The following is a 10,031-nucleotide window of genomic DNA, read 5'->3' as shown; positions in this document are numbered from 1 at the left end:
GCGGCGGCGGCAACCACGCCGGCCGAAATTCCGTGATTCATGCCGTAGAGGCACAAATCCATCAGCTGATAGGGCAAGGCGAAGTAGAACTCCTCCTGGGTTTGCGCCATGGAAAACGTGTCCGTGGTCGGCGGCCTTGTTCGCACCTCCTTGTCAATGCCGAGATATTCCGCCAGCTGGTAAACCTGGGTCTTGTAGAGATGGACGATAGGCATCACATCGGCGACGCCGTCGCCCTGTTTGACGAAGAAGCCCTGGTCATATTCGAGCCGGTTCGGCGTGCCTGCCACTGCATAGTTGAGGCGGTCCGCATGATAATACTCGGTCATCTTGCGAACCCGCTGCTTGTAGTTGGTGGCAGCGACGATCTGCAGGTAAGCCGCCGGCGACAGACGCACGGTGTCGATCTTTCCGTGCGGATCCTCGACCGTAAGGCGCGTGATATTGAGGCCGCTGCTCTCCAGCACCGATGTCATGACCAGCTTGCATCTCCAGCCTTCGCCATATCCAGGGACGGCAGTTCGGATGGCCTCGATCTGTCGGGCGTAGGCGCCGATGCCTTCAAGCGCCGGCTCGATATCTTCAAGGATTGTGTCGATGCCAAGCTGCCCGGCGACGCTGCGGCCAAGCCTCAACGAGTCGCCTGACGAATGGCGCTCCGGCATGAACAGGCCGAGCACCTTGTCCTTCCCGAACGCCCGTGCGCACAGCGTTGCGACGACCGAACTGTCGATGCCTCCGGAGAGCCCGACGACCACTCCGCGACGCCGTTGTGTGCCGAGAACCTGTTCGCGCAAAGTCTCGACGATGCGATCGATCTCCAGCCGGGCATCGAGCGCCAGCACATCGCTGCTGAATTCCCCGATCAGGTCGATGACACTGCCTCCTGTTGGCGTGACTCGACTGAAGAGTAGGTCTCGGTCACAGCGTTTTCGATGAGCGGGCGATTGATGGTCAGATGGGGCTCCACGACCATGTCGATGTGAGTGCCGGCGATCGGAATGACGTCCAGATGGACGAATGCCCGGTCCCACCCGAGTGCAAGCGGCATTCCGGGCCGCGCGCAACGGAACAAGGTGCCGGTGATCGGCAGTATCGGCCTGGGTTCTGCCAGCCATTGGAAGAAGGCGCGCGCCCGCAGAACCTCCTGCAGTTCCAGTTTGGTTCTGAAGCTCGTCGGGTTGAACTGACCCTCGGCATAGCGGTCGAGGAAGCTGGCAAGCCGGGATTCGCAGTGCATTTTGACCGCGACCTTGGCAAGCGCGCGGCACGCCACCCGACTAGCCGATATACGATTGGTTCGGATCCGGTGAAATGTCCGGGTAATGGTCTCCCAACGCTTGCTGCGCTCGCCAACCAGACTGGTATCCAGAATGCCCGTGAACGCTACCGCTCGCCCTTGATCAAGCAGACGCGCGGCAACCTCAAAAGCGACCGCTCCTCCGAGCGAGTGGCCAAGCAGGCGAACACAGCCGGTAGGCTGCACGCGGTTGATATGATCGATTGCAGCTTCGACCATTGCGGCGACAGTGTTCTGACCTTGCAGGATCATGCCCAGGGCCGGATATCTGATGGGAGACACCCTGGCGACCTTGCTTATTGCCGATGCGAACGAAGCAAGGCTCGGACCATAGCCGACCGAACCGGGGAAAAGGAAAAGCAGTGGAGGCTCGTGTTTCCAGGCAGGCGCGTGCTCGCCGCCTCCTTGAGCGGAAATGACCGCTGCAACCATCTCATCGAAGCTCATTCCAACCGTGAAGGCTTCCAATCCGAGCTCCTGCCCGATCGCGCTTTCGATTTCCATCACGCAATGCAGCAGCTTCAGCGAATCTCCCCCCGCTTCATCCCAGCAGCCCAGGGCGACCCGCGTCTTAAGGACCTTGGTCCAGGCACGCCGTACGATCTGATGAGCCGGAACTTCATTTCCCGCATGGGGGATTTGCGGTGGGGGCGTTGTTTCCCGAACCGAAAGGTCGATTGCAGCCAGCATTGCCATATCGATCTTTCCGCTGGCCAGTCGCGGTATCTCGGCGCTCGCATGGAGCCGCAGCGGGCAAAGCGCCGGCGGCAATTTTGTCCTGGCAAGTTGGCGCAGCTCGTCGCAAAAACTGGCTCCCGCCCCGCCGTGCGGGACGGCGAACGCAACCAGTTCATTCGCCGGGGTGACGATAACCACGGCATCCTTCACCGACGGCGCGCCACGCAGAACCCGTTCGAGTTCGGCCGGCTCAACGCGCCGCCCATTGACCTTTATCTGGCGCCCTTTGCGACCGATGATCCGCAACAGGCCATCACTCCCAATTTGCACAAGATCGCCCGTCGCAAAGATACGAAGCGTCTGGTCGTCGGGATCTATTTCAAACGGAACGACTGCCCCATTTTCCCAATATCCGAGGGCGACATACGGACTTCTGATCAACAGTTCTCCGATCTTGCCGGGCTGAACCGGGTAACCCTCTTCATCGACAATCGCGAAGCTGATACCCGGAAGCAGCCAACCGACGGGAGCTGAGGAATCGAATTCCGGCCAATCGTGCGGCAAGAACCGGGTAACCCTCTTCATCGACAATCGCGAAGCTGATTCCCGGAAGCAGCCAACCGACGGGAGCTGAAGAATCGAATTCCGGCCAATCGTGCGGTAAGAACCACTGCGATCCAGTCGTTTCCGTCGATGAATAGCCGATCTGCACCAAGCAATTTGGCGGGACAGCCTTGCGCACCAGGCGGATGTCGGCCGAGGACACCTTCTCGCCTCCAATTCGGGCAACCCTGAGTGAACCAAAGGCGTCCGCGGGCTCATCCGCCAGGAGAGCGCGAAGCAATGCCGGCACCAGATAGGTGATCGTCACGCCTTCCGATTGCATGCGGCCGCGAACCGCGCGCAGGCCGACGGCTTCGACCTCCACAAGCTGCAACGTAGCACCCGTAAGAAGAGCAGCAAGTATTTCCCGACAACCGGCGATGGTTGCCGGGCCGGTCAGGGGCAAGAAAACATCCTGCGCATTGATGTGGCACGCGTCGACATATTGCTGCACCCGGCACAGCAAGCTCCGCTGGCTGTTGACAATTCCCTTGGGGCGGCCCGTGCTGCCGGAGGTATAAAGCACGATTGCCGGTGCATCGACAGAAACGGTACGGTGTCCAGCTGGACGAAGCGTTGCCTGCAACGATTGCGCTATATCGATCCGGGCAACGTGCTGGGGCAGATCAAGGCCGTGGAGGCCTTTGTCGCCAATTATGGCGGAGAGCCTCGCGTCGGCGACGATTTCGTTGATGCGCGAGTCCGGATCTCGCACGTTAAGCGGCACCGACGGTCGACCGGATGCCATGCTGGCCAGCATGGCAACGGTGTACCAGACCGAGTTGGCCTGAAGTATTCCAACCGCATTTCCGTCGGGAACGACGGCTTCAATCCGGCTGGCCAAGGCCTCGACCGCCCGAAAAAGCTCGGAATAGGTCAGTCGGTTGGTGCCGTCGCTGGCGGCTAATTTCTCGGAATAACGCCCGGCGATTTCCCTCAGGTGATCAAAGACCGGAATATCGACGAAGCCAGTTCCCATCCGTTGATGCAGACGTAGAACGAGCCCGCCCTCGTCAAGAGCATGATCGGGAACTTTTGACCATCGACAAGAGACCACCGCTTGGTAGTCAGCCTGCACCGTTTGAATCGCCCTCGAAGATTCTAAATGCGCCAGAGACATAAGGGCCCCACGCTAGGATTGTTGCCGCTTATCGCCCCGCGGCATGATCTTTTCATCAATCATTCGGATGATGCGCGAGGCAGTCTTGATCGCTTAAATCGTTCGAAGTTGAGCATGCCAGCCTGCGCTCGCTCGGCTGTGCTACCTTACCGAAGTGTCGGGCTGTGCGCTGCGGTCCGCTCCGCCAGTGCCTGAAACGAAGCAATATGCGAATACTTCCCCTCCAAGCTCATCCGTGACACGAACCCAGTTGTTTTCCCATGTCCGCAGGGTAACCTGGCGTCCTGTTGATATGGTCGCCGCCGTGAACGGGCTGGACGCATTGACATTACTCGCCGCAACCACGTCGTCCCCTTCCATTTGCTCTACCAGGTATGTTTGCATCACTGCTCCTGACTGCAGGGCATGGCCGGTTCAATTGCGTGTAGCTGGAGGCATGACCTTCCAACCGCAGGGAACGGATTTCGTTCCATGCAACAGGCAACCCTGCCGCCGGCAGTCAGCGTTCAGTCGCCCCGCCGCCCCTGGCAGGACCATGGCCTAGCCGCTGAATGACTTGGTCAGGACTGAGCTATGCTTTGGCGGAGGTGGAGCCTCGCGCTGCGCCGCATACTTCTGGAACAGTGCAATCTTGTCGGGATAAGTAATCCGGATTTCGCTGTGACATCCCTCGCAGCGATATTTGGATGCAACCTGAAACCAGCGCCCGGGTTTCAGCAAAGCCAATCCGCAACGCGGGCATTTGAAAGTCATTTCAAGAGGGCATAGATTCTGACACAGCGGCATTTCGCAACTTCCATAAGAGATATCTAATGTTAGGCAACGGCAGCCGGCCGGAATCGTTCCTAGACGCCGTTCTTTTCGTCAGGCCGATGACCAACCCGGACGCCGGGAGACCATTTGCCCGCGATGCCAGCTTGACTGACGCAGGCCTGAACTCAGGCGCATCCCGCTTTCATGGTGACGTCGCGCCTGAGCGCCGATCGAACGGTCGTCAGAAGGTTTTGTGGGAACTTGTTCACCGGACCTCGGCACCGAGCGTGATCGCTTGGGGCGACGACGGGCCGCACGGTCGACGACACGACCTCTAATCCGGACGCCGAAACAGCGCCGCGCGCCAGCACAAGAAGGACGAAAGCAGCGCAACCAGGCGGCACTCCTTGAGCATCTCGCCTATACCGGTGCGCTCGACAGCCGCGATCCCGACCGAATTGATATGGATATGGAGGCGCTATTGAAGAGAACCGACGCATCCCTTGGGGAATGCGTCGGTTCCAGAAGCTTACGCGTGGCGGATTTCCGTTCCCAGCACCTTCAAACATTCGCGGATGAACGCAGCAAGCGCCGTCCAGCCTTTGGCAGAAACCATTGTCCCGTCCACATAGGCCTCGGTCGGCGACAGGTCGATGTAGGTACCACCCGCCAGTGTCACTTCAGGCTCGCAGGCGCCGAGGGCTGCGACCTTCTTGCCACGCACCACGCCGTCGACAGCGATCAGGATCTGCACACCGTGGCAGATGGTGAAGATCGGCTTCTTGGCCTCGTGGAAATGGCGCACGATCGCCTGCACGCGCTTGTCGGTGCGGATGTATTCCGGGCCGCGGCCGCCCGCGCAGTAGACGGCATGATATTGATCGAGCTGCCTCTCAGCTTCCGAGAAAGTCTTGTTGATCAGCGCATAGTGGCCGAGCTTTTCGGTGTAGGTCTGGTCGCCCTCGAAGTCGTGCAGCGAGGTCTTGATCAGATCTCCGGCGTTCTTGTCCGGGCATACCACGTGGATGGTGTGACCGACGGCTTCCATGGCTTGCTGATAGACAAAGATTTCGTATTCTTCGGTGAACTCACCGGTCAGCATCAGTATCTTTTTGCCTGGCATGGCTCTTCCTCTCAGTGTTTGAGCTAGGCAAGGCGCAGACCGCGCCCTGCCTTTCGGTGAAATCGGATAGGGTTAGAATGGCGAGTCAGGGAAATAGTATTCCTTGGCGTTGGCTTGGGTGATCAACGGCGCGTCGAGCTTGACGGTGCCACGGACAGGTGCCTGGCCGATCAGGTTGGCGACGGTCATGTAGATCGCGGTCTTGATCATCGACGGCGGATATGGCGTCTCGACCGGCGTCATGGCGTCGCCGTCGATCACCTTCTTGACGATGTCCTTCATGCCGTTGCCACCGAGCGCCAGCTTGATATCGGTCCGGCCCGATTGCTTGACCGCTTCGAGCACGCCAAGCAGCATGTCGTCGTCATTGGCCCAGACCGCATCGATATGCGGGTACTTGGCCAAATAGTCCTGCATCAGCTTGAAGGCCTCGTCGCTGTTCCAATGCGCGTATTGGATGTCGAGGACTTTCAGGTTCGTACCCTTGATCGTGTCCTGGAAGCCCTTGATGCGCTCGTCGTCGATGACGGTCGGAATGCCGCGCAGCACAACGACGTCGCCCTTGCCGCCGAGCTTGTCGATCATGAACTTGGCTGTGTTGGTGCCAACCGCGATATTGTCGCCGGCGAGGTAAAGATCCTGGACGGAGGCGTCAGTCAGACCGCGATCGACGACGGTGATGAACGTGCCCATGTCCTTGATAGCCTTGACCGGCTGAGTCAACTCTTCCGAGCTGTAAGGCAGGATCACCAAAGCGTCCAGCTTGCGGCTGGCCGACAGGTCCTCAAGCGCGCTGACCTGCTCCGCCGCCGACGGCGACGTCTTCACGACCACTTCGACGTTCGGGAACGCGGCATTGATTTCCTTGGCCGCCGCTTGTGCGTGATAGACGATGCCCGCCGTCCAACCGTGGTCGGCTGCCGGTATCGACACCGCGATGACCTTCTTGTCTTGCGCCATGGCCTGGCCGGCCAGCAGCAGCGCGCCAAGTGTCGCCGCCGCAATCCATTTTCTACTGAACATTGTCTTCTCCCTTGGACCTACAAGAACGTTGATCCGCGTGGTCCGGACGCGGCGCTATTTCGAATTCGAAAACCGCTGGATGAGCATGGCGATGATGATGATGACGCCCTGAACAGCGGCGACGAGGTATTCGGAGACGAAGTCCGACAGCACCATGAGGTTGGCGATGAGCTCCAGGATGACGGCGCCGGCGACTGTTCCCCACACATGGCCCTTGCCGCCGCGCAGCGCGGTGCCGCCGATCACCACTGCGGTGATGACCTGCAGTTCCCAAAGCTGTCCGGTCGTCGGCGTTGCGGCGCCCAGGCGCGGCACGTAGCAGATCGCGGCAATGGCCACGCAGACACCCTGGACGATATAGGCGACGGTCCGTGTCCTGATCACCGAGATGCCGGAATAACGGGCGACATCCTCATTGGCGCCGACCGCCGCGCATTTGCGGCCGTATTTCATCTTGTACAGGATGAAGGATGCGACTGCGGCGACGGCGATGGATATGAGGATTGGAACCGGGATGCCGGCAACCGTGCCGAAATAGACAGGCCGGTAGGCCTCGCGCAGCGATCGGTCGATCGGTATCGTGCCGCCGTCGGTCAGATAGGTTATCAGCGCCCGGAAAATCCCCATCGTGCCCAGCGTGGCGATAAACGGTTCGATCCTGCCGACCGTGACGATGAGGCCGTTGGCAAGCCCGCACAGCAGGCCGACCAGGATCGCCACCGCCATGCCGGCGGGAATAGCCCAGATACCGGCATGCGGCGCCACCGTGTTCATGAACATGATGGTGATGCCGGTGATGAAGGCGGCCATCGAGCCGACGGAAAGATCGAGCCCGCCGGACGAGATCACAAATGTCGCGCCGACCGCGATAATGGCGATGAAGGCGCTGCGAGTGATGACGTTGGCGAGATTGGTGGCGGACAGGAAATCGGGGTTGATGAGGTAACCCACGACCAGGAGGGCCGCCAGCGCAAGGAAGGGTCCGATGTCGGTCCAACTGACATTGAGATCCAGGGCGCGACGCCCGGGTGCGGATTCGGTCATGACAGCCATTCTGTGCCTCCCTTGGCTTTTGGCCCTAGCTTGGGGCCACTGGTCGCCAGTACCGCCACGTTGCTTTCGGTCATTTCGGCGCCGCTGACCTCGCCGGTGATGCGGCCTTCGCGCATCACCAGGATGCGGTCGCAGATGCCGATCAATTCCTGCATCTCCGAAGAGATGACGATGCAGGCCTTGCCCTTCGCCACAAGCTCCTGGATGAAGGCATAGATCTGCGCCTTGTTGGCGATGTCGATGCCACGCGTGGGCTCGTCGATAATGACCACCGAAGGATCGGTCAGCAGCACCTTCGCCAGCAGCAGCTTCTGCTGATTGCCCCCGGAAAGCTGGCCCGCTTTGGCGCCGAGGCTCTTCAGCCTGATGTCGTATGCCTCCACGGCCTGTTCCAGGGCCTCCGCTTCGCGGCGCCGACCCATCGAGAGGGCGGGATGGAACACACCGAGCGCCGACAGCGTCAGGTTAGGCGCCAGGCGCTCCTGCAGCAGCAGTCCCTTGCCCTTGCGATCCTCGGTCAGGTAACCGACGCCGGCGTCGATCGCCGCGCGCGGCGATTGGAAATGGATCGACTTGCCCTCAAGTTCGACCTTGGCGGCCGCCGGGCGCAGGCCGATAATGCCCTCGAAGAGTTCGGTTCGGCCAGCGCCGACCATGCCGGCGAACCCGAGGATCTCGCCTTTGTGGACCGTGAACGACACGTCCTCCGCATAGCCGGGAACGGAGGCGTTCCTCACGCTCAGCATCGGTACATCCGAAGGCGCTGCGGTCCTTTCAGGATAGAGTGCGGCCAGTTCGCGACCGACCATCAGCCGCGCCATATCCATCTGGCTCAGCGTCTTGCCGGGATAGGTGCCGACCATCTTGCCGTCGCGCAGAACGGTCACCTTGTCGGCCACCCGTTGCACCTCGTCCAACCGGTGGCTGATATACAGCACGGCGATGCCGTGAGCCTTCAGTCGCAGGACGATCTCCAGCAGGCGCTCGACCTCGCCACCGGTCAGAACGGCGGTCGGCTCGTCGAAGATAACCAATTTATAGTCGTCAAGCAGAGCGCGAGCGATCTGCACCATCTGCCGGTCTGCCAGCGAGACGTCGCGCACCAGTGCCCTTGGCGAGACCGCGCAGCCGATCTGCGCCAGTTTCTCGGCTGCCAGCCGGCGCATGGTGCGGTCATCCACGACCAGGCCACGCGAAAGCTCTCGCCCGAGAAACAGATTGTCGGTGACCGTGAGCCCCTCTGCGAGCAGGATCTCCTGATGGACCAAGGCGATACCGGCATCCTGTGCCTGGCTGGGCTTGGCAAATTTCACCGCATGTCCGTTCATCGACAAAGTGCCGTGGCTTGGCTCGACATAGCCGGACAGCAGCCGCATCAACGTCGACTTGCCGGCACCGTTCTCGCCAATGATGGCGTGGATCTCACCGGGCAGGACGTCTAGGGTGATGTCCGACAACACCGTCACCGGGCCGTATTGCTTGGACAATTGCTGGGCGCGCAGCACCGGTTCGAGCGAACCATGCGCATTGCTGGACAACGTGCTCCCGCCCTCCCCGGCGATATTCGCGGCAATGGACATCCGTTCCGACCTCAATCGAATGCCGGGAGCAGGCGATCGCGCGAGTGCTCTATATGGATGCGCATCGCCTTTGCGGCGGCATCGGGATCGGCAGAGCCGAACGCGGCAAGAATCGCCTCGTGTTCGTCAAGTGCCTCTTCGGTCACACGTGCATGAAACATCAGGCGGAAGATGTGGAAGTGCGTGTGCTGGTGGCTCAACGTCTCGCGGATGAGTTCGTTTTGAGAAAACTCCAAGATCTTGTCGTGGAAGATCGCATCCTGCCTGGCGAAGTTCGAATAGCGTACGCGATCATCCTTGCCTTCGCGGCGTGACATCACGCCGGCGGCTTCGAGCAACACATTGAGCTTGGCCTCGTCCATCATTGCGGCGGCCTTCGCGGCGCCGTGCGGTTCGAGCAGCAGACGCATTTCGTACAATTCGTCGAAACGGCGCCGGGTGATCTGGGGTGCGGCACGATAACCGATCAAATGCGTCTTGAGCACGAGGCCTTCGCCTTCGAGCCGGCCAAGGGCTTCGCGGATCGGCGTGTGCGAGACGTTGAATTCCTTGACCAGGCTGTCGACTGTAATACGTGAGCCTGGCGGGATCTTCAGCGCCATCAACTGCGCGAAGATGGCTTCATAGACATCTTCGACGAGACTGTTGGCGCGCTGGATGCGACCAGCTCCAATGGTGGCGTCGCTTGGGTCGGGTAAGTTTGCGGTCTGCATATTTTGCCTCTTGACAGTGAGGACTGCTAACACGATGGTTCCGTCGATGCAATCCTATATCCTATACGATTTTAAAGCGGATATG

Annotated in this window: 8 protein-coding genes; all 8 read right to left on the bottom strand. The window is 60.4% G+C overall.

The genetic code is table 11. The features are described from left to right. Window positions 1-845: NAD(+) synthase (gene nadE / locus EOB49_RS29505; RefSeq protein WP_127383045.1), on the bottom strand; the 845-nt coding region annotated here is incomplete at its 3' end. 20 nt (window positions 846-865) lie between these two features. After that, complete coding sequence (locus EOB49_RS38690) at window positions 866-2,563, bottom strand: non-ribosomal peptide synthetase (protein WP_281060574.1); 1,698 nt, start codon at window positions 2,561-2,563, stop codon at window positions 866-868. Beyond that, entirely contained in the window at window positions 2,460-3,701 is a 1,242-nt protein-coding gene (locus tag EOB49_RS38085; protein WP_281060573.1) for an AMP-binding protein, read from the bottom strand. The genes EOB49_RS38690 and EOB49_RS38085 overlap by 104 nt, the downstream gene beginning before the upstream one ends. A gap of 1,282 nt (window positions 3,702-4,983) precedes the next feature. After that, window positions 4,984-5,577, bottom strand: a complete 594-nt coding sequence (locus EOB49_RS29485; protein WP_013533129.1) for a DJ-1/PfpI family protein — start codon at window positions 5,575-5,577, stop codon at window positions 4,984-4,986. Between the two features lie 72 nt (window positions 5,578-5,649). After that, entirely contained in the window at window positions 5,650-6,600 is a 951-nt protein-coding gene (locus tag EOB49_RS29480; RefSeq protein WP_023808960.1) for a substrate-binding domain-containing protein, read from the bottom strand. A gap of 54 nt (window positions 6,601-6,654) precedes the next feature. Continuing rightward, entirely contained in the window at window positions 6,655-7,644 is a 990-nt protein-coding gene (locus EOB49_RS29475; protein ID WP_245469691.1) for an ABC transporter permease, read from the bottom strand. Next, entirely contained in the window at window positions 7,641-9,233 is a 1,593-nt protein-coding gene (locus EOB49_RS29470) for a sugar ABC transporter ATP-binding protein (RefSeq protein ID WP_127383043.1), read from the bottom strand. The genes EOB49_RS29475 and EOB49_RS29470 overlap by 4 nt, the downstream gene beginning before the upstream one ends. Before the next feature lie 11 nt (window positions 9,234-9,244). After that, window positions 9,245-9,946 (bottom strand): GntR family transcriptional regulator, encoded by a 702-nt coding sequence (locus EOB49_RS29465; RefSeq protein ID WP_127383042.1) that lies wholly within the window; start codon window positions 9,944-9,946, stop codon window positions 9,245-9,247. Window positions 9,947-10,031: the final 85 nt, after the last annotated feature.

It is taken from the genome of Mesorhizobium sp. M7A.F.Ca.MR.148.00.0.0 (assembly GCF_003997735.1).
GTDB lineage: Bacteria > Pseudomonadota > Alphaproteobacteria > Rhizobiales > Rhizobiaceae > Mesorhizobium.
This window is presented reverse-complemented; position numbering and strand designations above follow the sequence as displayed.

What these genes read in the sequence shown, in the direction of transcription:
- EOB49_RS38690 (WP_281060574.1), bottom strand. Translation starts at nt 2,563, where the DNA reads ATGAAGAGGGTTACCCGGTTCTTGCCGCACGATTGGCCGGAATTCGAT.
- EOB49_RS38085 (WP_281060573.1), bottom strand. Translation starts at nt 3,701, where the DNA reads ATGTCTCTGGCGCATTTAGAATCTTCGAGGGCGATTCAAACGGTGCAG.
- EOB49_RS29485 (WP_013533129.1), bottom strand. Translation starts at nt 5,577, where the DNA reads ATGCCAGGCAAAAAGATACTGATGCTGACCGGTGAGTTCACCGAAGAA.
- EOB49_RS29480 (WP_023808960.1), bottom strand. Translation starts at nt 6,600, where the DNA reads ATGTTCAGTAGAAAATGGATTGCGGCGGCGACACTTGGCGCGCTGCTG.
- EOB49_RS29475 (WP_245469691.1), bottom strand. Translation starts at nt 7,644, where the DNA reads ATGACCGAATCCGCACCCGGGCGTCGCGCCCTGGATCTCAATGTCAGT.
- EOB49_RS29470 (WP_127383043.1), bottom strand. Translation starts at nt 9,233, where the DNA reads ATGTCCATTGCCGCGAATATCGCCGGGGAGGGCGGGAGCACGTTGTCC.
- EOB49_RS29465 (WP_127383042.1), bottom strand. Translation starts at nt 9,946, where the DNA reads ATGCAGACCGCAAACTTACCCGACCCAAGCGACGCCACCATTGGAGCT.